General features: G+C 55.4%; 18 protein-coding genes. 11 read left to right on the plus strand and 7 right to left on the minus strand.

The window, feature by feature from the left end:
• Positions 1 to 16: 16 nt before the first annotated feature.
• Genes pxpA through ybgI form a run of 4 tightly spaced genes read right to left on the minus strand, consistent with a single transcriptional unit; the run spans position 17 to position 3,082 of the window.
• The gene (gene pxpA / locus HU143_RS15540) at positions 17 to 751 is read right to left on the minus strand and encodes a 5-oxoprolinase subunit PxpA (protein WP_023227632.1); all 735 of its coding nucleotides are present in this window, start codon (positions 749 to 751) and stop codon (positions 17 to 19) included.
• Complete coding sequence (gene pxpC, locus HU143_RS15545) at positions 741 to 1,673, minus strand: 5-oxoprolinase subunit PxpC (protein WP_000932044.1); 933 nt, start codon at positions 1,671 to 1,673, stop codon at positions 741 to 743. The genes pxpA and pxpC overlap by 11 nt, the downstream gene beginning before the upstream one ends.
• Positions 1,667 to 2,323, minus strand: coding sequence for a 5-oxoprolinase subunit PxpB (pxpB, locus tag HU143_RS15550; RefSeq protein ID WP_001188371.1), 657 nt, complete (start codon positions 2,321 to 2,323; stop codon positions 1,667 to 1,669). Before pxpB ends, pxpC begins: the two co-directional genes overlap by 7 nt.
• Before the next feature lie 15 nt (positions 2,324 to 2,338).
• Positions 2,339 to 3,082 carry a radiation resistance protein YbgI gene (gene ybgI, locus HU143_RS15555; RefSeq protein WP_000798844.1) on the minus strand — a complete coding sequence of 248 codons (744 nt, stop codon included), beginning with the start codon at positions 3,080 to 3,082 and terminating at the stop codon, positions 2,339 to 2,341.
• A 328-nt stretch (positions 3,083 to 3,410) separates the two neighbouring features.
• Here ybgI and HU143_RS15560 point away from each other — a divergent pair, with 328 nt between their 5' ends.
• On the plus strand, positions 3,411 to 4,892 hold the full coding sequence (locus HU143_RS15560; protein ID WP_023227633.1) for an MFS transporter: 1,482 nt from the start codon (positions 3,411 to 3,413) through the stop codon (positions 4,890 to 4,892).
• A gap of 38 nt (positions 4,893 to 4,930) precedes the next feature.
• Here the strand turns inward: HU143_RS15560 and phrB are convergent, their stop codons facing one another.
• Both phrB and HU143_RS15570 read right to left on the minus strand, forming a co-directional pair.
• Positions 4,931 to 6,352, minus strand: a complete 1,422-nt coding sequence (gene phrB, locus HU143_RS15565; RefSeq protein ID WP_023227634.1) for a deoxyribodipyrimidine photo-lyase — start codon at positions 6,350 to 6,352, stop codon at positions 4,931 to 4,933.
• Positions 6,353 to 6,462: 110 nt separating this feature from the next.
• A complete protein-coding gene (locus HU143_RS15570) occupies positions 6,463 to 6,669 on the minus strand; it encodes a YbfA family protein (protein WP_000401435.1) in 207 nt (68 codons plus the stop codon).
• Between the two features lie 336 nt (positions 6,670 to 7,005).
• On the opposite strand from HU143_RS15570, the gene kdpF reads away from it, so the two are divergent.
• The 10 genes from kdpF (at position 7,006) to HU143_RS15620 (ending at position 19,618) form a co-directional block, all read left to right on the plus strand.
• Positions 7,006 to 7,095, plus strand: coding sequence for a K(+)-transporting ATPase subunit F (kdpF, locus tag HU143_RS15575; RefSeq protein WP_001670793.1), 90 nt, complete (start codon positions 7,006 to 7,008; stop codon positions 7,093 to 7,095).
• Positions 7,095 to 8,774: a potassium-transporting ATPase subunit KdpA gene (gene kdpA / locus HU143_RS15580; RefSeq protein ID WP_064441701.1), complete on the plus strand. Its 1,680-nt coding sequence runs from the start codon at positions 7,095 to 7,097 to the stop codon at positions 8,772 to 8,774. Before kdpF ends, kdpA begins: the two co-directional genes overlap by 1 nt.
• 20 nt (positions 8,775 to 8,794) lie before the next feature.
• Positions 8,795 to 10,843: a potassium-transporting ATPase subunit KdpB gene (kdpB, locus tag HU143_RS15585; RefSeq protein WP_000088026.1), complete on the plus strand. Its 2,049-nt coding sequence runs from the start codon at positions 8,795 to 8,797 to the stop codon at positions 10,841 to 10,843.
• Positions 10,844 to 10,851: 8 nt separating this feature from the next.
• Complete coding sequence (kdpC, locus tag HU143_RS15590) at positions 10,852 to 11,436, plus strand: potassium-transporting ATPase subunit KdpC (protein ID WP_001531408.1); 585 nt, start codon at positions 10,852 to 10,854, stop codon at positions 11,434 to 11,436.
• Positions 11,433 to 14,117 carry a two-component system sensor histidine kinase KdpD gene (kdpD, locus tag HU143_RS15595; RefSeq protein WP_023227636.1) on the plus strand — a complete coding sequence of 895 codons (2,685 nt, stop codon included), beginning with the start codon at positions 11,433 to 11,435 and terminating at the stop codon, positions 14,115 to 14,117. The genes kdpC and kdpD overlap by 4 nt, the downstream gene beginning before the upstream one ends.
• Entirely contained in the window at positions 14,114 to 14,791 is a 678-nt protein-coding gene (kdpE, locus tag HU143_RS15600) for a two-component system response regulator KdpE (RefSeq protein WP_000186053.1), read from the plus strand. Before kdpD ends, kdpE begins: the two co-directional genes overlap by 4 nt.
• Positions 14,792 to 15,068: 277 nt before the next feature.
• Complete coding sequence (gene speFL / locus HU143_RS15605; RefSeq protein WP_015632840.1) at positions 15,069 to 15,173, plus strand: leader peptide SpeFL; 105 nt, start codon at positions 15,069 to 15,071, stop codon at positions 15,171 to 15,173.
• A 380-nt stretch (positions 15,174 to 15,553) separates the two neighbouring features.
• Entirely contained in the window at positions 15,554 to 17,752 is a 2,199-nt protein-coding gene (gene speF / locus HU143_RS15610) for an ornithine decarboxylase SpeF (RefSeq protein ID WP_001292402.1), read from the plus strand.
• Positions 17,749 to 19,068: a putrescine-ornithine antiporter gene (gene potE, locus HU143_RS15615; protein ID WP_000042658.1), complete on the plus strand. Its 1,320-nt coding sequence runs from the start codon at positions 17,749 to 17,751 to the stop codon at positions 19,066 to 19,068. The genes speF and potE overlap by 4 nt, the downstream gene beginning before the upstream one ends.
• 64 nt (positions 19,069 to 19,132) lie before the next feature.
• Positions 19,133 to 19,618, plus strand: a complete 486-nt coding sequence (locus HU143_RS15620) for a pyridoxamine 5'-phosphate oxidase family protein (protein ID WP_000070053.1) — start codon at positions 19,133 to 19,135, stop codon at positions 19,616 to 19,618.
• A 114-nt stretch (positions 19,619 to 19,732) separates the two neighbouring features.
• On the opposite strand, the gene pgm is transcribed toward HU143_RS15620, so the two are convergent.
• Positions 19,733 to 21,373: a phosphoglucomutase (alpha-D-glucose-1,6-bisphosphate-dependent) gene (gene pgm, locus HU143_RS15625; protein ID WP_000974385.1), complete on the minus strand. Its 1,641-nt coding sequence runs from the start codon at positions 21,371 to 21,373 to the stop codon at positions 19,733 to 19,735.

Here is a 21,373-nt window from a genome sequence, read left to right on the forward strand (position 1 = left end):
TTCAATCGTCGGGCTCTCAGGCAATAACGTGTATATTACGCGCATTGAACGCGGCGCGTAGCCTGCGTGCGAATGCAAGCGCATACTCGCCGTCGCCATGAATGCACACCGTTTGCGCCGTGACAGTCGTCCACACGCCAGTAACGCTTTTCACTCTCCCGGCTTGCACCATATCCAGCGTTTGCGCCAGCGCCTGTCCTTCGTTGTGAATCAGCGCGCCAGGTTGCGTGCGCGGCACCAGGCTACCGTCGGCCTGATAGCCGCGATCGGCAAACACCTCCTGCCGCGTCACCAGGCGATGGCGTTCACCGGCCCGGATCAGCTCGCTTCCCGCCAGTCCAACCAGTATCAGTGACGGATCATAGTCGTGTACCGCTTTCGCAATCGCCTGTGCCAGATGAGGATCTTTCGCCGCCTGGTTATAGAGCATACCGTGCGGTTTGACATGGCGCATCACGCCGCCTTGCGCCTGGACAATCGCCCCCAGCGCGCCGATTTGGTACAGCGTCTGGGCGTATACCGTTTCCGGCGGCAAAACCATCGCCGTCCGCCCAAAATTATCCCGATCCGGAAAGCTGGGATGCGCGCCGATCGCCACGCCGTTTTTCAGCGCCTCGCGCACGCAGGTCAGCATGGTTTGCGCATCACCGGCGTGAAAACCACAGGCGATATTGGCGGAGGAGACCAGCGTTAATAATTCGCTGTCGCTGGCGCAACCTTCGCCCAAATCCGCATTTAAATCAATGTTCATGCTGAAGTCGCCAGGTAAGCTGTTCCAGATAGCGCTGACGCTCGCGGCGCGCGTTGAGCGCCTCCTCCAGCGAACATTGCACAAAATGGATCGGTTGTCCTAGCGGGATCTGCGCCAGATGGTACATATCTGCCTCGATGATGCAGGCAATGCGCGGATAGCCGCCAGTTGTCTGGGCATCATTCATTAGCACAATAGGTTGACCGTTGTAAGGCACCTGTACGACACCGGGCAGCAAACCGTGCGACAACAGTTCGCGATCCGTTGTCCGCGTTAACGATTGTCCCTGCAAACGATAGCCCATGCGATTACTTTGCGGACTGAGCTGCCACGGCGAACGCCAGAACGCTTCTTGCGAGGCGCGATCGAACTCACGGTATTCCGGCCCCGGCAGCGCACGAATGCGATTCCCCCACAGTAACTGCTTCACGCCCTGCGGCCCGCTAAACTGTCGCGATGGTTTACCCGTCGCCAGCCGATCGCCATCTTTTAGCAGCCGTCCTTCCAGCCCACCGATGCCGGACTTCAGATCGGTACTACACGATCCCATCACCTCCGGCACAGCAATACCGCCCGCCACCGCCAGATAGCTACGCATCCCGTGAAGTGGTCGATGCAGCGTAAGACGCTGACCCGCTTTTACCGGCAATCGCCAGCCGGTCCAGACCGGTTGATCATCCAACTGCGCCTCGCAGCCTGCGCCGGTAAGAGCGAACCAGGTCTCATTTTCAAATTCGACAACCAGTTGGCCGAGAGTGATTTCCAGCGCCGGGGCATTCGCATCGTTCCCGACCAGGAGATTAGCGGTCTGAAAGGCGGGTTTATCCAGCGCGCCACAGTGACTCAGCCCCGACTGACGAAAGCCGTGACGCCCGCTATCCTGCACGGAGGTGTAAATCCCCGCGCGAATAATATTCAGCATATTCCCTCCTTTTGCGGCACAAAGCGTACGCTATCGCCAGGGCGTAGCAGAACCGGGGGCTCCCGCATCGGATCGAATAACTTCAACGGCGTGAGGCCGATCAGCTGCCAGCCGCCCGGCGTGGATAATGGATAAATCCCCGTCTGCGCGCCGCCGATGCCGACAGAACCGGCCGGAACCTGCAGGCGCGGCTCCGCGCGTCTGGGCATATGGAGCGGTTCTGGTAAATTCCCAAGATAGGGAAAGCCAGGCTGAAAGCCTAAAAACCAGACGACATACTCAACGGAGGCATGTAGCTCCACGACCTGCTTTTCACTCAAACCGCTGTGCCGTGCCACCGCCGCCAGATCCGGCCCGCCTGCGCCGCCATAGATCACCGGGATCTCAACCGAACGCGAGTCCGGCTCCAGCGCCTCGCTCTCTTCCCACCAGCGCTGCAGACGCTCAATCGCATCCAGCGCCAGGGTTTGCGGTTCCCGCAAGATCACGGTGATATTGTTCATCCCGGGAATGGCTTCCACCACGTTCGGCATATCGACCAGACGCTGCGTCAGACGCCAGATGCGTTTCTGGCTCGCCAGCGTAATCGGCGGTTCAAGTTCCAGGACGACCGCCGTTTCGCCTAACAGATAACAACGCGCTCGCTGCACTTTATTGCCTCTCAGTTATGCCGGGTTAGGGATATCAATAAACGTCACATCCAACGCCGTGTTTTCGTTCAACCATTCGCTCAGGGCGCGAATACCGCCGCGTTCAGTGGCATGGTGCCCGGCGGCATAAAAATGCAGCCCCTGTTCGCGCGCGGAATGAATGGTCTGTTCAGACACCTCGCCGGTAATAAAAGCATCCACGCCGAAGCGGGCGGCGCTATCAATAAAACTTTGCCCGCCGCCGGTACACCAGGCGACACGCTGCACATTCTCTGGCCCGGTATCGCCGCACCATAGCGGTTTACGCCCCAGACGCGCTTCAATCCATGAGGCCAGTTCCAGCCCTGGCACCGGCATTGAGAGCTCTCCCCACGGCACCAGCGGCTCAATTTCTCCTTTCACGGTAATGCCCAATAGCGCCGCCAACTGCGCATTGTTGCCCAGCTCAGGATGCGCATCCAGCGGCAGATGCCAACCGTAAAGGTTAATATCATTTGCCAGTAACGTTTTTAAGCGACGGCGTTTCATGCCGCGAATAACCGGAGACTCGCCTTTCCAGAAGTAACCATGATGAACAATGACCGCATCGGCCTGCAAACGCACCGCCTCATCGAGCAGCGCCTGACTTGCGGTCACGCCGGTAACGATTTTCTGTACCGTCTCTTTTCCTTCGACCTGTAAACCATTCGGCGCATAATCGCTTATTGCCGCACTGTTCAGCTTGTCGTTAATCAGTTGTTCCAGCTCGGTGTTTTTCATCATCGCTCCCTTTAACCCACGTTCTACTTTCCCGTTACGGGTTCAGCCTCCGTTAACATAGCCTCCCGCTAGCCGTTCGTCGATAAACATTTGTTTGACACATCAAGAAACAATCACCCCCGGGTGTGGCGCAAATTACTTAGCAAAACACGATCGGTTTCATGTATATTTATGCAATCAGAACGCATATTGCAGAAAAAATCAGTTCTGTATCATGTTGGTAACTTTAAGGAAACACGGCGATGTGGCAGGCTTAATAAGTCCACAAAGAAAGGCATTATCAAAGAATGCCGCTTTCTTGCCGCAGCGCCTCTATCCCGGAAATACGATGAATAAACAAGCATCTCAACCCCGCGCTATTTACTACGTTGTCGCTCTGCAAATTTGGGAGTACTTCAGCTTTTATGGTATGCGCGCCCTACTGATTCTTTATCTCACCAATCAGCTAAAATACGACGATAACCACGCCTATGAGTTATTCAGCGCTTATTGTTCGCTGGTCTACGTAACGCCGATTCTTGGCGGCTATCTGGCGGATAAGGTGCTTGGCAACCGAATGGCAGTCATGTTGGGCGCATTTTTAATGGCGATCGGTCATTTAGTGCTGGGCGCCAGTGAGATCGCGCCGACATTCCTTTATCTGTCGCTGGCGATCATTGTCTGCGGCTACGGCCTGTTTAAATCGAATATTAGCTGCCTGCTGGGCGAACTGTACCAGCCGGAAGATCCGCGCCGCGACGGCGGGTTCTCGCTGCTTTACGCAGCGGGCAATATTGGTTCGATCGTGGCGCCTATCGCCTGCGGCTATGTGCAAGAGGAGTACAGTTGGGCGATGGGCTTTGCGCTCGCCGCCATTGGTATGCTGGCGGGGCTGGTGATCTTCCTGTGTGGAAATCGTCATTTCACCCACACCACCGGCGTGAATAAAGCCGTGTTGTGCGCCAGAAACTACCTGCTGCCGAACTGGGGCTGGCTGTTAATTCTGCTGGTAGCGGCGCCGTTGCTGATTACCGTTCTGTTCTGGAAAGAATGGTCTGTCTATGCCTTAATCGTGGCGACCGCGATCGGCCTGGTCGTGCTGGCAAAAATTTACCGCCAGGCGCAAACGACAAAACAACGCAAAGAACTGGGGCTGATTGTCACCCTGACCCTGTTCAGTATGCTGTTCTGGGCGTTTGCCCAGCAGGGCGGCAGTTCTATCAGCCTGTATATCGACCGCTTTGTGAACCGCGATATTCTGGGCTATTCCGTTCCTACCGCCATGTTCCAGTCGGTGAACGCCTTTGCCGTGATGCTGTGTGGGGTTGTCCTGGCCTGGCTGGTTAAAGAGAGCGTAAGCGGTAATCGCACCGTGCGTATCTGGGGCAAATTCGCACTGGGTCTCGGTCTGATGAGCGCCGGATTCTGTATTCTGACCCTGAGCGCACGCTGGTCCGCCGCTTACGGACACTCTTCAATGCCGCTAATGGTGCTGGGACTGGCGGTGATGGGCTTTGCCGAGCTGTTTATCGACCCGGTCGCCATGTCGCAAATTACGCGCATTGATATCCCCGGCGTCACCGGCGTATTAACCGGAATTTATATGCTGCTGTCCGGCGCGATAGCTAACTATCTGGCAGGCGTCATCGCTGACCAGACCTCGCAAAGCGCCTTCGACGCGAGCGGCGCGGTTAATTACGCCATCAACGCCTATGTGGATGTTTTTGAACAGATCACCTGGGGCGCGTTAGCCTGCGTAGGGGTTGTCCTGCTGATTTGGCTGTATCAGTCCTTCAAATTCAAAAGCCGCTCGCTGGCCGTCGAATCCTGATAGCAGAATGCCCGGTAGTTTGCGCTACCGGGCCTGTATCACGCCCCTTTTCTCGCCGCCTCATAGGCGGAAAGCGTCGCGATTCTCGCCTGTTTGTGTTCCACAATAGGCCGAGGATAATCAAGCACGACTCCCGCTTTTTCCGCCCACCGCCACGGCTCGTGAATCGCTTTTCCAGGGATATCGCGTAATGCCGGTAGCCACTGGCGGATAAATTCGCCGTCGCGATCGAACCTCTCTCCCTGAGCCGTGGGATTAAAAATACGAAAATAAGGCGCGGCATCGGTACCGGTTGAAGCGGCCCACTGCCAGCCGCCATTATTGGCGGCAAGATCGCCGTCAATAAGCTGCGACATGAAATAGCGCTCCCCCAACCGCCAGTCAATCAACAGATCTTTTACCAGAAAGCTGGCGGTAATCATGCGTAAACGGTTATGCATCCAGCCCGTCGCGTTAAGCTGGCGCATCGCCGCATCGACAATGGGATAACCGGTTTCGCCTTTCTGCCATGCCTGAAAATAGTGCGGGTTCTCCTGCCACGCGACGCGTTTTGTCCAGCGGATAAACGGCTGGTGTTTGCATAATGCCGGATACCAGGTCATTAAATGACGGTAAAATTCCCGCCAGATGAGCTCATTCAACCAGACGCTTCCCGGCCCGCCGTCCAGTGCCTGCGGCTGCTCCGCCAGTAATCGGTGCAGGCACTGTCGCGGCGACAGGCCCCCCGTCGCCAGGCTGGCGGAAAGCCGACTGGTGCCGTCAACCGCAGGGAAATCGCGCCGTGACGCATACTCGTCTGCGCCCTGCGCGCAAAACTGACGTAGCTGCGCGATGACCGCGTTTTCTTCCACCGGGAAAAGCGCGGCGTCAAACGCCTGTTGCGGGTAGTTAAGCGAGACTGGCGTTAAGGGTATAGAAAGCGCGCCGCTCACCCGGATCTTCGGGGCCGGAACGCACGGCGGGATATCCTCTTTTAGCCGTTTCAACCAGGCGTTTTTAAACGGCGTAAAAACTTTATACATTTCATGATTGCTGGTCATCACCGCGCCGGGCGCCAGAATCACGCTATCGTCAAAGCCTTCGCAGATGACAGATGGCAGCGTTTTTTCCACCGCCGCATCACGCTGACGCTCGTTAAACTCATACTGATAGTTATAAAACAGATGGCTGACGTCATGCTGCCGGCAAACGTTTTTAACCGTCTCAATACTGGCGTTAAAATCCGCCACTTCATGAAACAGCAGCGGAATCCCTTTCTCTGCAAGGGCCGTCTGTAGCGCATTGAGCTGCGCGCTGATGAATGCCGCCTGCCGCGGCGCCATATCATGGGCCTGCCACTGGGCGGGGGTGGAAATATAAAGCGCCAGCACCCGCGCGGATGCATCGCGGCAGGCGGCGGCCAGCGCAAGGTTATCCTGTAAACGCAGATCGCGCCTGAACCAGACTAAATGGGTGGGCATACAACTCCTGAAAGATGAAACGTCACGGCGAATAGCGTTAAACAGTGTAGACCCTGGCGCATAAAAAAACCGCCAGCGTGGCGGCTGACGGTTTTTCAGGCTGGTCGCGATTAATAAAAGTCGCAGGTGGCTTTTTCAGCCTGCGCCATCCATACCGGTTTATCACTGGTTTTCGACCAGACACGGTGCAGATAACTATAAAAACGCGCGCGGTCTTTCCAGAAGAGCATCACCGGCAACGCCAGCACGCCTGCGGTCACCGCGAAAGCACGACGGGCAAAAATGACATGCGCCGGATAGTCTTTATAGTGTTCCATACGTTTCCCCCCTTTATACCGACGCTACCCGCCCCGGTATAGATTGAATCGGTGAATAGCACCGAAAAATTGAACCTCGTTACCTGATTAAAATAGTACCGCTTTCGGTGTAATTTTACTACTCATCCGACCACTTATTTTCACGCTTTTCCAGCAGATTTACATTCAAAGCGTAAATTAGTTACAAAAAGGTTAAATTAATACTAACCATTAGTTAAATAATGGTCTTTGCCATTTTTATACTTTTTTTACACTCCGCCCGCCAATTTTTGCGAAATCTTTGCAGCCAAAAAATTACCTTTCTCAGGAGTAAAACAATGCCACTGGAGGTGCTCTGTGAGTGCAGGCGTGATAACCGGCATCGTGCTGGTTTTCTTACTTTTAGGTTATCTGGTCTATGCCCTGATTAATGCGGAGGCGTTCTGATGGCCGCGCAAGGATTTTTACTGATCGCCAGTTTTTTACTGATTTTATTGGTACTGGCGAAACCATTGGGTTCGGGCCTGGCAAGGCTCATCGCCGCCGTTCCGTTGCCGGGCGTGGCTGGCGTTGAGCGTATCCTCTGGCGGACTCTTGGCATTACCGACCACGAAATGAACTGGCGTCAGTATTTACTGGCGCTACTGACGCTCAATCTGCTGGGACTGGGCATCCTGTTTTGCCTGCTATTCTGGCAGGAGTGGTTGCCCTTAAATCCGCAGCGGCTACCGGGTCTGTCCTGGGATCTGGCGCTGAATACCGCCGTCAGCTTTGTCACCAATACCAACTGGCAAGCCTACAGCGGCGAAAGCACGCTGAGCTACTTTAGCCAGATGGCCGGGCTGACGGTGCAAAATTTCCTGTCGGCGGCGACCGGGATTGCGGTGGTTTTTGCGCTTATCCGCGCCTTTACGCGCCAGAATGTGCACACGCTGGGTAATGCCTGGCAGGATCTGGTACGCATTACGCTATGGATATTATTTCCTGTCGCATTAATTATCGCGCTGTTTTTTATCCAACAAGGCGTACTGCAAAACCTGTCGGCTTATCAGCCCATCACCACCCTTGAAGGCGCTAAACAACTCTTGCCGATGGGGCCGGTTGCTTCGCAGGAGGCGATCAAAATGCTTGGCACCAACGGCGGCGGTTTCTTTAACGCCAACTCTTCGCATCCGTTCGAAAACCCTACCGCGCTCACTAATCTGGCGCAGATGCTGGCGATATTTTTGATTCCAGCCGCGCTCTGTTTCGCCTTTGGCGAAGCGGCGGGCGATCGCCGTCAGGGACACGCGCTACTGTGGGCGATGTCATGCATTTTTGTGGTCTGCGTAGCGGTAGTGATGTGGGCGGAAGTTCAGGGAAATCCACATCTGTTAGCGGCAGGCGCGGACAGTAGCGTCAACATGGAGGGTAAAGAAACACGCTTTGGCGTGCTGGCCAGCAGCCTGTTTGCCGTCGTCACGACCGCGGCGTCCTGCGGGGCGGTAAATGCCATGCACGACTCGTTTACCGCCCTGGGCGGTATGGTGCCGATGTGGCTGATGCAAATTGGCGAAGTGGTCTTTGGCGGCGTCGGTTCAGGGCTGTACGGCATGTTGCTGTTTGTCCTGCTGGCGGTGTTTATCGCGGGGCTGATGATCGGTCGCACGCCGGAGTATCTGGGGAAAAAAATCGACGTGCGCGAAATGAAAATGACCGCGCTGGCGATTCTGGTCACGCCGATGCTGGTCTTGTTGGGTTCGGCGCTGGCGATGATGACGGATGCCGGACGCAGCGCAATGCTGAACCCTGGCCCGCACGGTTTTAGCGAAGTGCTATATGCCGTCTCCTCTGCCGCCAACAACAACGGTAGCGCCTTTGCGGGTCTGAGCGCTAACTCGCCTTTCTGGAACTGTTTGCTGGCGTTCTGCATGTTCGTCGGCCGTTTCGGCGTGATTATTCCTGTCATGGCCATCGCCGGATCGCTGGTCAGTAAAAAAGTACAGCCGGCCAGTCAGGGAACGCTGGCGACCCACGGCGCGCTATTTATTGGACTGCTCATCGGCACGGTACTGCTGGTCGGCGCGCTGACGTTTATTCCTGCCCTGGCGCTTGGCCCGGTAGCGGAACATTTCTCTTTACCTTGAGCGATGCGGAGTACATTGATATGAGTCGCAAGCAACTGGCGCTGTTTGAACCTGTTTTACTCGTACAGGCGCTAACGGATGCCGTAAAAAAATTAAGCCCACGCGCCCAGTGGCGTAACCCGGTGATGTTTGTGGTCTGGGCCGGCAGCGTGCTAACCACTCTGTTAACGCTCGCTATGGTAACAGGACAAATAGCGGGAAGCGCCCTGTTTACAGGGATTATCAGTCTGTGGTTATGGTTCACCGTACTGTTCGCCAATTTTGCCGAAGCGCTGGCGGAAGGCCGCAGCAAAGCCCAGGCAAACAGTCTGAAAGGAGTGAAAAAGACCGCGTTCGCTCGTCGGCTGCGCGCCCCGCGCCATGATGCGCAGGCCGATAACGTGCCCGCCGCTGAACTGCGGAAAGGCGACATTGTCCTGGTCAAAGCGGGCGATATTATTCCCTGCGATGGCGAGGTCATCGAAGGCGGCGCCTCGGTGGATGAAAGTGCGATTACCGGCGAATCCGCCCCCGTGATCCGCGAGTCCGGCGGCGATTTCGCCTCTGTCACCGGCGGCACGCGAATTCTTTCCGACTGGCTGGTGATTGCCTGTAGCGTCAATCCTGGCGAAACCTTTCTTGACCGGATGATCGCGATGGTGGAAGGCGCGCAGCGGCGGAAAACGCCTAACGAGATTGCCCTGACGATTTTGCTCATTGCCCTGACCATTGTCTTTTTACTGGCGACCGCCACCCTGTGGCCCTTCTCCGCCTGGGGCGGTAACGCAGTCAGCGTCACCGTGTTAGTGGCGTTGCTGGTGTGCCTGATCCCCACCACCATCGGCGGGCTACTCTCCGCCATTGGCGTAGCCGGAATGAGCCGAATGTTGGGCGCGAACGTCATCGCCACCAGCGGCCGCGCCGTAGAAGCCGCGGGCGATGTCGACGTGCTGCTGCTGGATAAAACCGGCACTATCACGCTCGGCAACCGCCAGGCGTCCGATTTTATACCCGCCCGAGGGGTGGACGAACGCACGCTGGCTGACGCCGCGCAGCTCGCTTCGCTGGCCGACGAAACGCCGGAAGGCCGCAGCATTGTGATCCTCGCCAAACAGCGCTTTAACCTGCGTGAACGCGATGTGCAGTCGCTTCATGCCACCTTTGTTCCGTTTACCGCGCAAAGCCGCATGAGCGGGATTAATATCGATAACCGGATGATCCGTAAAGGCTCGGTGGACGCGATTCGGCGTCATGTCGAGAGCAATGGCGGCCATTTTCCCGCCGATGTCGAGCAAAACGTCGAGAACGTGGCGCGTCTGGGCGCGACGCCGCTGGTGGTCGTGGAAGGCGCGCGCGTACTGGGTGTTATCGCCCTCAAGGATATCGTTAAAGGCGGCATTAAAGAACGTTTCGCCCAGCTGCGAAAGATGGGTATTAAAACGGTGATGATCACTGGCGATAACCGCCTGACGGCGGCAGCGATTGCCGCCGAAGCCGGTGTGGACGATTTTCTTGCCGAAGCCACGCCGGAAGCCAAGCTGGCGCTGATCCGTCAATATCAGGCGGAAGGACGGCTGGTCGCCATGACCGGCGACGGCACTAACGATGCCCCGGCGCTGGCGCAGGCTGACGTCGCGGTGGCGATGAACTCCGGCACCCAGGCGGCGAAAGAAGCCGGTAATATGGTGGATCTGGACTCTAACCCGACCAAGTTGATTGAAGTGGTGCATATCGGTAAGCAGATGCTGATGACGCGCGGCTCGCTCACCACCTTCAGTATCGCGAATGATGTAGCGAAATATTTCGCCATTATTCCCGCCGCGTTTGCCGCTACCTATCCGCAGCTAAACGCGCTCAACGTGATGGGGCTGCATTCGCCGAACTCCGCCATTCTGAGCGCGGTGATCTTTAACGCCCTGATTATTATTTTTCTGATCCCGCTGGCATTAAAAGGCGTGAGTTATAAGCCGCTTTCCGCATCGGCCATGCTGCGCCGTAATTTATGGATCTATGGTCTGGGTGGTCTGGTGGTGCCGTTTATTGGTATCAAAGTGATTGATGTGCTGCTGACCCTGCTGGGTCTGGCGTGAGGTGTATGATGATCGGTTTACGTCCTGCTTTTTCGACAATGTTATTTCTGCTGTTATTGACCGGCGGCGTGTATCCGCTTCTGACCACGGCGCTGGGGCAGTGGTGGTTTCCCTGGCAGGCTAATGGCTCGCTGATTCATAAAGACAATGTGATACGCGGCTCAGCGCTTATCGGACAATCGTTTACCGCCGCGGGTTATTTTCATGGCCGGCCCTCCGCCACCGCCGATACGCCTTATAATCCACTGGCGTCGGGCGGAAGCAACCTGGCCGCCAGCAATCCCGAACTGGATGCGCAAATACAGGCCCGCGTCGCCGCGCTACGCGCCGCTAACCCCCAGGCGAGTTCCGCGGTTCCGGTTGAGCTGGCGACGGCGTCGGCAAGCGGGCTGGATAATAATCTGACGCCCGGCGCCGCGGCATGGCAAATCCCCCGCGTGGCGGCGGCTCGCCAGCTTCCCGTTGAACAGGTCGCGCAACTGGTTGCAGAATATACGCACAGGCCGCTGGCGAGCTTTCTTGGGCAACCAGTGGTGAATATTGTTGAGCTTAATCTGGCGCTGGATGCGCTACAGGGACACAGAGCGAAATGAACGACGAACCCTTGCGTCCTGATCCGGATCGCTTGTTGGAACAAACGCCCCCGCCCCACCGGGGGAAGTTGAAAATTTTCTTCGGCGCCTGCGCAGGCGTCGGAAAAACCTGGGCGATGCTGGCGCAAGCGCAGCGGCTGCGAGCGCAGGGGCTGGATGTGGTGATCGGCGTGGTAGAGACACATGGCCGTAAAGAGACCGCCGCGCTACTTGACGGGCTGACCATTCTGCCGCCAAAACGTCACTCGCACCGGGGGCGGCAAATTCGCGAATTTGACCTAGATGCCGCCCTCGCCCGGCGTCCGGCGCTGATTTTAATGGATGAGCTGGCGCACAGTAACGCGCCTGGCTCACGCCATCCCAAACGCTGGCAGGATATTGAAGAGCTGCTGGAAGCGGGAATCGACGTTTTCACCACCGTGAATGTACAACATCTGGAAAGTCTGAATGATGTGGTGAGCGGCGTCACGGGGATTCAGGTGCGCGAAACCGTCCCCGATCCCTTTTTTGATGCCGCTGATGAAGTCGTACTGGTCGATCTGCCGCCCGACGATCTGCGCCAACGGCTCAACGAAGGTAAAGTGTATATCGCCGGTCAGGCGGAACGCGCTATTGAACATTTTTTCCGCAAGGGCAATCTGATCGCCCTCCGCGAGCTGGCGCTACGCCGGACAGCCGATCGCGTGGACGATCAGATGCGCGCCTGGCGCGCGCATCCGGGCGAAGAAAAAGTATGGCATACCCGCGATGCGATTTTACTGTGTATCGGGCATAACACCGGCAGCGAAAAACTGGTGCGTACCGCAGCGCGTCTGGCCTCCCGGCTCGGCAGCGTCTGGCACGCCGTCTATGTCGAAACGCCAACGTTACACCGCTTACCGGAAAAACAACGGCGGGCCATTTTAAGCGCGCTGCGCCTGGCGCAGGAGCTTGGCGCGGAAACCGCCACCCTGTCCGATCCCGCCGAAGAGAAAGCGGTCGTGCGCTATGCCCGCGAACATAATCTGGGGAAAATCGTCATGGGCCGCCCGGCGTCGCGACGCTGGTGGCGACGTGACGCTTTCGCCGATCGTCTTGCCAGACGCGCGCCGGATCTCGATCAGGTGATCGTCGCGCTGGAAGAACCGCCTGCCCGCGCGTTGGCGCAAACGCCTGATAACCGACCTTTTAAAGAGAAATGGCGTGGGCAGATTCAGGGCTGTCTGGTCGCCGTGGCGCTTTGCGCCATCACCACGCTTATCGCTATGCAGTGGCTTGTCACCTTCGACGCCGCCAATCTGGTGATGCTCTATTTGCTGGGCGTAGTGGTGATTGCGCTGCTTTACGGACGCTGGCCGTCGGTGGTAGCGACGGTGATTAACGTGGCGAGTTTCGATCTCTTTTTTATCGCGCCACGCGGTACGCTCGCCGTTTCGGACGTGCAGTATTTGCTGACCTTTGCCGTGATGCTGACGGTTGGTCTGGTGATTGGCAATCTTACTGCCGGGGTGCGCTATCAGGCGCGCGTCGCCCGTTATCGGGAACAGCGTACCCGTCATTTATATGAAATGTCTAAAGCGCTGGCCGTCGGGCGTAGCGAACATGATATCGCCGCGACCAGCGAGCGGTTTATCGCCTCGACGTTTCAGGCGCGCAGCCAAATTTTATTACCTGATACTAACGGTAAGTTGCTGCCTCTCACCCACCAGCAAGGCATGACGCCGTGGGACGACGCAATTGCGCGCTGGAGTTTTGATAAAGGCCAGCCTGCCGGCGCAGGCACCGATACCCTCCCTGGCGTGCCTTATCAAATCCTGCCGCTGAAAAGCGCCGATAAAACGTACGGTCTGGCTATCGTCGAACCGGGTAATTTGCGTCAGTTAATGGTGCCGGAGCAGCAACGCCTGCTGGAAACATTTACTCTGCTTGTCGCCAACGCGCTGGAACGACTGACGCTGACCGCCAGCGAAGAACAGGCGCGTCTCGCCAGCGAGCGCGAAAGTATTCGCAACGCTCTGCTGGCGGCGCTGTCGCATGATTTACGCACGCCGCTGACGGTATTGTTCGGCCAGGCGGAAATTTTGACGCTGGATTTAGCCAGCGCAGGATCGCCCCACGCGCGTCAGGCCAGTGAAATCCGCCAGCATATTCTCAACACCACCCGGCTGGTGAATAATTTGCTGGATATGGCGCGTATTCAGTCCGGCGGGTTTAATCTTAAAAAAGAGTGGCTGACGCTGGAAGAGGTCGTCGGTAGCGCGTTACAGATGTTAGAGCCGGGTTTATTGCATCCGATTACATTGTCGCTGCCGCAACAGTTAACGCTTATCCATGTCGATGGCCCCTTATTTGAGCGCGTCCTGATCAACTTGCTGGAAAACGCCGTTAAGTACGCCGGGCCGCAGGCCAGTATCGGCATTGATGCTGCGGTTAAGGACGATCGTTTACAACTGGATGTCTGGGATAACGGGCCGGGTATTCCTGCGGGGCAAGAACAGAAGATTTTCGATAAATTCGCCCGCGGCAACAAAGAGTCCGCCGTCCCCGGCGTGGGGCTGGGGCTGGCGATTTGCCATGCTATCGTAGAGGTACACGGCGGCACGCTTACCGCCTATAATCGACCGCAGGGCGGCGCCTGTTTCCGTGTGACGCTGCCGCAAGGAAAGCCACCTGGACTTGATGATTTTCATGAGGATATGTGACAAACGTTCTGATTGTTGAAGATGAACAGGCCATCCGCCGCTTTCTGCGCGCCGCGCTGGAAGGCGACGGCCTGCGCGTGTATGAAGCTGAAACATTACAACGTGGTTTACTGGAAGCCGCCACGCGAAAGCCCGATCTGATTATTCTCGATCTCGGCCTGCCGGACGGCGACGGAATCGATTTTATTCGCGACCTGCGTCAGTGGAGCGCAATACCGGTGATTGTCCTTTCCGCCCGCAGCGAAGAAAGCGATAAGATTGCCGCGCTTGACGCCGGAGCTGATGATTACCTGAGCAAGCCATTCGGCATTGGCGAGCTGCAGGCGCGTTTGCGTGTCGCGCTGCGACGGCACGCCGCCAGCCCTTGCGCCGATCCGATCGTCCGCTTTTCCGGCGTGACGGTCGATCTCGCCGCACGGTTGATCCACCGTGGCGACGAAGAAATCCATCTGACGCCGATTGAGTTCCGCCTGCTGGCGGTATTACTCAATAATGCCGGCAAGGTATTAACCCAACGGCAGTTATTAAACCAGGTCTGGGGCCCTAACGCCGTGGAGCATAGCCACTATTTGCGCATCTATATGGGACATTTACGCCAGAAACTGGAACAAGATCCCACCCGCCCACGCCATTTTATTACCGAAACCGGAATTGGCTATCGCTTTATGCCGTGAATAGCTATTCATTATTTTTAAATAACTTCTAATTTTTATGTCATTTATTTTCGGCGTCGCGAATAATTATTTTCGCGGCGATATTATATTTTATAGAGGATATAAAAAACATATAATTAACATTTAAGAAACAATCCGTTATTTCACAGCACGATATGCATAATCGCCGACTAATTATTTTTCAAATGATCGTTTTTTGTTGATCTGGTTCACAGATTGCTGGCGCTTCCTGGATAAAATATCCATGCTTTCAATAAATCAATGAAAGGATCTCAAAATGGAAAATAATAATCGTTTTATGCCCCATATAAGGCGGACAACGCATATTATGATGTTTGCCCACCGTAATAGTTTCGACTTTCATTTCTTTAATGCCCGGTAGTTTTTCTGCTACGGGTACTTCAGCATACAGGTCTTTCCGACCCTTATGTCATTCAGGTCTATTGCCTAAATAACTCGAATTGTTAAAAGCGACAGTACGGTAATTCCTTTACGCGCAGCCAGCTAACTATGTGGTTTGACAGAAGAAATTCCGACTCAGCGCAATTTTAGTTATCACGGTTTCTGCCTGTATATCGTAGTACTCAACTCCTTAAATCCTGAATTTCCTGCAACCGGACGGGTTGGGATTTATTACATCTAAAATAAAGCTAATTTACTGATTTTTTTATCAGCGGGATAGCTTTGATTTTTTCCGGAAGAATCAGTTTCTCATGCGAGAAATTGAGGGCCTGCTATTACCTGAAATAAAGAGATGAAAAAATGTCAGAATTAAAAATTGCCGTTAGCCGTCATTGCCCGGATTGTTTTTCTACACACCGTAATATTGTAAATGTTGATGAGAGTCGTTTCATCGACGTGGCTGCCATCGTGTTATCCATCGACGACATTGAACACGGAAAACTCGATGAAATCGACGCAACGGGTTACGGTATTCCCGTGTTTGTCGCGACACATGACGAAGGGCGCGTACCGCCTGAGTATTTGCCGCGTATCTCTGGTGTATTCGAATATAATGAATCCCGTACTGCCTTCTATGGTCGCCAGTTGGAAACCGCGGCAAGCCACTACGAAACGCAGTTACGCCCGCCGTTTTTCCGCGCGCTGGTGGATTATGTCAACCAGGGCAACAGCGCATTTGACTGCCCGGGGCATCAGGGCGGCGAATTCTTCCGCCGTCATCCTGCCGGTAATCAGTTCGTGGAATACTTTGGCGAAACGCTCTTCCGCTCCGACCTATGCAACGCGGACGTGGCGATGGGCGATCTGCTGATTCACGAAGGCGCGCCTTGCATTGCGCAGCAACATGCGGCGAAAGTCTTTAACGCCGATAAGACCTACTTTGTGCTGAACGGGACCTCCTCCTCTAACAAAGTCGTACTCAACGCGCTGTTAACGCCGGGCGATCTGGTACTGTTTGACCGTAACAACCACAAATCTAACCACCACGGCGCATTATTGCAGGCGGGCGCAACGCCAGTTTATCTGGAAACCGCGCGTAACCCGTATGGTTTTATCGGCGGGATCGACGCTCACTGCTTCGAAGAAGATTACCTGCGCGAGCTGATTAGCGAAGTCGCGCCGCAGCGTGCCCGCGAAGCACGTCCATTCCGTCTGGCCGTCATCCAGTTAGGCACCTACGACGGTACCATTTATAACGCCCGTCAGGTCGTTGATAAAATTGGTCATCTGTGCGACTACATCCTGTTTGACTCCGCCTGGGTCGGCTATGAACAATTTATTCCGATGATGGCCGATTGTTCGCCGCTGCTGCTGGAACTGAACGAAAACGATCCGGGTATTCTGGTGACGCAGTCCGTTCATAAACAACAAGCCGGTTTCTCCCAGACCTCGCAGATCCATAAAAAAGATAGCCATATCAAAGGGCAATCGCGCTACGTTCCGCATAAGCGCATGAACAACGCCTTTATGATGCACGCCTCCACCAGCCCGTTCTATCCGCTGTTCGCCGCGCTGGACGTTAACGCCAAAATGCACGAAGGCGTCAGCGGTCGCAATATGTGGATGGATTGCGTGGTTAACGGCATCGATGCCCGTAAATTGATCCTCGAAAACTGTCATCACATCCGTCCGTTCGTACCGGAACTGATTGATGGTAAGCCGTGGCAGTCATACCCGACGTCAGAGATCGCCAGCGATCTGCGCTTCTTCCACTTCGTTCCGGGAGAACACTGGCATGCGTTTGAAGGCTATGCCGAACATCAGTACTTTGTCGACCCTTGCAAACTGCTGCTCACCACACCGGGCATTAATGCAGCGAGCGGCGAATATGAAGACTTTGGCGTTCCTGCCACGATCCTCGCCAACTTCCTGCGCGAGAACGGCGTTGTGCCGGAAAAATGTGACCTCAACTCCATTCTGTTCCTGCTGACGCCGGCAGAAGACATGGCGAAGTTACAACAACTTGTCGCCCTGCTGGCTCGTTTCGAAAAACTGCTGGAAGCTGATGCGCCGTTAGCGGAAGTATTACCGTCCATCTACAAACAGCATGAAGCGCGTTATGCCGGCTATACCCTGCGTCAGCTTTGCCAGGAGATGCACGATCTCTATGCGCGGCACAACGTGAAACAGCTGCAAAAAGAGATGTTCCGTAAATCGCATTTCCCGAAAGTCAGTATGAATCCGCAAGAGGCCAACTATGCCTATCTGCGCGGCGAGGTCGAACTGGTTCGCCTGCCGGAAGCCGAAGGTCGTATCGCGGCTGAAGGCGCTCTGCCTTACCCGCCGGGAGTGCTGTGTGTAGTTCCGGGTGAAATCTGGGGCGGTTCTGTCCTGCGTTACTTCAGCGCCCTGGAAGAAGGGATCAACCTGCTGCCGGGCTTTGCGCCTGAACTGCAGGGCGTTTATATCGAAGAACACGACGGCCGTAAGCAGGTCTGGTGCTACGTCATTAAACCTCGTGACGCGCAGCGCTCCCTGCTGAAGGAGGAAAAATTATGAGTAAACCTAAATCCAATAAAATGGGTGTCGTGCAGCTCACAATTCTGACTATGGTCAACATGATGGGCTCCGGGATCATCATGCTACCGACCAAACTGTCTGAAGTCGGCACGATATCCATTATCTCCTGGCTGGTCACCGCCGTCGGCTCGATGGCGCTGGCCTGGGCGTTTGCGAAATGCGGTATGTTTAGCCGTAAATCCGGCGGCATGGGCGGTTACGCCGAATATGCCTTCGGTAAATCCGGTAACTTTATGGCGAACTATACCTACGGCGTCTCGCTACTGATCGCCAACGTGGCTATCGCCATCTCCGCTGTCGGCTATGGTACCGAACTGTTCGGCGCCGCGCTGACGCCGCTCCAGATCGGTCTGGCGACTATCGCCGTATTGTGGGTTTGTACCATCGCAAACTTTGGCGGCGCGCGTATTACCGGACAGATCAGTAGCGTTACCGTTTGGGGCGTCATCATTCCGGTTGTCGGCCTGTGCATCATTGGCTGGTTCTGGTTTAGCCCCAGCATGTACGTAGCGTCATGGAACCCGCACCATGTTCCGTTCTTTAGCGCGGTCGGTTCTTCCATCGCCATGACGTTGTGGGCATTTCTTGGACTGGAATCCGCCTGCGCCAACGCAGACGTGGTCGAGAATCCGGAAAAGAACGTCCCCATCGCGGTACTGGGCGGTACGCTGGGCGCGGCGGTCATCTATATCGTTTCGACTAACGTGATTGCCGGGATTGTGCCGAACATGGATCTGGCGAACTCCACGGCGCCGTTTGGTCTGGCGTTTGCACAGATGTTCACGCCTGCGGTAGGTAAAGTGATCATGGCGCTGATGGTAATGTCCTGCTGCGGCTCGCTGCTGGGCTGGCAGTTCACTATCGCCCAGGTCTTTAAATCCTCCGCTGACGAAGGCTATTTCCCGAAAGTCTTCTCTCGTGTAACGAAAGTCGACGCGCCGGTACAGGGGATGCTGATTATTGTGATTATTCAGACTGGCCTGTCGCTGATGACCATTAGCCCGTCGCTGAATAGTCAGTTTAACGTCCTGGTTAACCTGGCGGTGGTGACGAACATTATTCCGTATATTCTGTCGATGGCCGCGCTGGTTATCATTCAGAAAATGGCGAATGTGCCGTCATCAAAAGCGAAAGTCGCTAACTTCGTGGCCTTCGTTGGCGCCATGTATAGCTTCTACGCGCTATATTCCTCCGGTGAAGAAGCCATGCTGTACGGCTCAATTGTGACCTTCCTCGGCTGGACGTTATACGGCCTGGTCTCACCGCGTTTTGAATTGAAAAATAAACACGGCTGATGGCGCGCCCGGGCTGCGGTAACGATAGCCCGGGCATTTTCACTCTTTGAATAAGATAATAGAAATGAGTAATCCAGAACGGGAAGTCACTGATATAGCAGAAATACTGGCTATTCTCAGTAAACACGAAGTGTGTCGGATAGGGTTTAACGACAATCTCTGTCCGTATGTTGTCCCCGTAAATTTTGGCTACGAGTATCAGAACGGACGCTGGATATTTTATTTTCACGGCGCACGCACCGGGAAAAAGATGCGTCTGTTACGTAAGAACCCGGCAGTATGCATTGAAATGGACGGCGACCATGCATTACTACGTGCCGATGACCCCTGTGATTATAGCTACGCCTACACCAGCGTTTTCGCCACCGGACTGGCATCGATATTGCAAACGCGCGAGGAGATGCGCCACGGCCTGGACGTCATTATGCGCCAGACCGATCCGGGAAAAACCTTCAGTTATCGGGAAGATATGATGAAAGCGGTTTGCGTGGTGCGTATCGAATGCGACGCCCTCACCTGCCGCCGACATCTGGCGACTCAGAGCGAATAAGTCAGATATCAAAAGCGCCTTATCTGGCCTGGAGGCGATTTACAGGCCTGATAAGCGCAGCGCCGTTAATACAAAAAAGGAGCCGTAAGGCTCCTTTTTCTTCCATATCGCCCATCAGGCGTTTTTCAATACTTCGCTAACGATTTCAACGGCTTCTTTCTCAATCTGCTTGCGATGTTCTTCCCCCAGGAAGCTTTCGCAATAGATCTTGTAAGCGTCTTCCGTACCGGATGGACGCGCGGCGAACCAGCCGTTGTCGGTCATTACCTTCAGGCCGCCAATCGATGCGCCATTACCCGGCGCTGCGGTAAGACGCGCGGTGATCGGGTCGCCTGCCAGAGTGCTGGCGCTGACCATTTCCGGAGACAGTTTAGACAATGCCGCTTTCTGGGCCGAGGTCGCTGCCGCCTGCAGACGGTTATAGCTCGGCGCGCCAAAACGCGCTGCCAGTTCATTGTAATGCTCTTGCGGGTTTTTCCCGGTAACAGCGGTGATTTCCGCCGCCAGCAGGCACATGATGATACCGTCTTTATCGGTAGACCACGGCGTACCGTCGAAACGCAGGAACGAAGCGCCCGCGCTCTCTTCCCCGCCGAAACCAAAGCTGCCGTCGAACAAACCGTCAACAAACCATTTGAAGCCAACCGGCACTTCTACCAGCTTGCGTCCCAAGTCATTCACCACGCGGTCAATCATCGCGGAAGAGACCAGCGTTTTACCGACAGCCACGTCTTTGCCCCACAGCGGACGATGCTGGAACAGATAGTTAATGGCGACCGCCAGATAATGGTTCGGGTTCATCAGCCCTGCAGGCGTCACGATGCCATGACGGTCGTAGTCCGGGTCGTTGGCGAAGGCCAGGTCAAACTTGTCACGCAGCGCCAGTAAACCCGCCATCGCACATTCGGAGGAGCAATCCATACGGATCGCGCCATCTTTATCAAGGTGCATAAAGCGGAAGGTTTGATCAACCTGATCGTTAACTAACGTCAGGTTAAGCTTGTAATGCTCAGCGATACGTTTCCAGTATTCAATACCAGAGCCGCCCAGCGGATCAACGCCCAGCGTCAGACCGGCTTTCTGAATCGCCGCCATATCAACGATATCCGCCAGCCCTTCGACAAATGGCTGCACCAGATCTACCGCTTTAACGTGGCCCGAGGCCATTGCCGCATCCAGAGAGATGCGCTTAACGCCTTGCAGGCCGCCCGCCAGCAGCGCATTGGCGCGATCTTCTACCACTTTAGTGACGTTGGTATCCGCCGGGCCGCCATTGGGCGGATTATATTTAATACCGCCATCTTCCGGCGGGTTGTGCGACGGTGTAATGACAATACCATCTGCCAGCGGGCCGCCTTTTTTGTTATGGACCAGGATAGCATTTGACACGGCAGGCGTTGGCGTGAAGCCATTATTTTCCTGCACGATAACGTCTACGCCGTTTGCCGCCAGCACTTCCAGCACGGAAATGAAGGCCGGTTCCGAGAGCGCATGGGTGTCTTTCCCCACATAGCAGGGGCCGGTAATGCCATTCTTCGCCCGCTCTTCAGCAATCGCCTGGGCGATCGCCAGAATATGCGGTTCGTTGAAACTGTGACGACCTGCGCTGCCGCGATGGCCGGAAGTGCCAAATTTCACGGCATGTTCTGCATTCCCTGCCTCCGGTTTCAGTACATAATACTGCGCCGTCAGTTGGGCGACGTTAATCAAATCACTCTGTTGCGCGGGTTGTCCTGCGCGGTTGTGGATTGCCAT

Origin of the sequence: Salmonella sp. SJTUF14076 (assembly GCF_015534835.1) — a bacterium.
GTDB lineage: Bacteria > Pseudomonadota > Gammaproteobacteria > Enterobacterales > Enterobacteriaceae > Salmonella > Salmonella enterica.